This window comes from Aeromonas sp. 602200 (assembly GCF_049173895.1).
Lineage (GTDB): Bacteria > Pseudomonadota > Gammaproteobacteria > Enterobacterales > Aeromonadaceae > Aeromonas > Aeromonas veronii_A.
In genome coordinates this window covers 1-625 of the sequence record NZ_JAAKSL010000034.1, presented here as the reverse complement: position 1 = coordinate 625, position 625 = coordinate 1, and the positions used below count along the sequence as shown (strand labels likewise).

The window sequence follows — 625 nt, the reverse complement described above, 5'->3', positions numbered from 1 at the left end:
GTGATTGTCAACGCCGCAGCCCACACCGCAGTCGACAAGGCCGAAAGCGAGCGGGAGTTTGCCGAGCTGCTCAACGCCACCAGTGTGGCGGCGATTGCCAAAGAAGCGGAAGCCTTGGGGGCCTGGCTGGTGCATTACTCCACCGACTATGTGTTCGATGGCAGCGGTGAGCGCCCCTGGGTGGAAACCGATGCAACCGCCCCGCTCAACGTCTATGGCGAAACCAAGCTTGCGGGTGAGCAAGGGGCCGCACTTTGTTCCCGTCACCTGATCTTCCGCACCAGCTGGGTTTACGCCGCCCGCGGCGCCAACTTTGCCAAGACCATGCTGCGCTTTGGCAAAGAGCGTAGCGAGATGTCAGTGATCAATGACCAGTTCGGCGCTCCGACCGGCGCCGAGTTGCTGGCCGATTGCACCGCCCATGCTCTCCGCGTGGCGCAGCGCAAACCCGAGGTCGCCGGGCTGTACCATCTGATTGCCTCCGGTACCACCACCTGGTTTGACTACGCCCAGCTGGTGTTTGCCAAAGCCAGAGAGGCTGGCGTTGCACTGGCGGTGACACAACTCAATGCGGTGCCGACCAGCGCCTTCCCTACCCCGGCCAAACGCCCCCATAACTCCCGCC

The 625-nt window shown here is 63.2% G+C and carries 1 protein-coding gene; it reads left to right on the top strand.

Features of this window, described 5'->3' with window-relative positions:
• Positions 1-625, top strand: a 625-nt coding sequence (rfbD, locus tag G5221_RS20225) for a dTDP-4-dehydrorhamnose reductase (RefSeq protein WP_421263801.1), incomplete at both ends; no start/stop codon positions are given.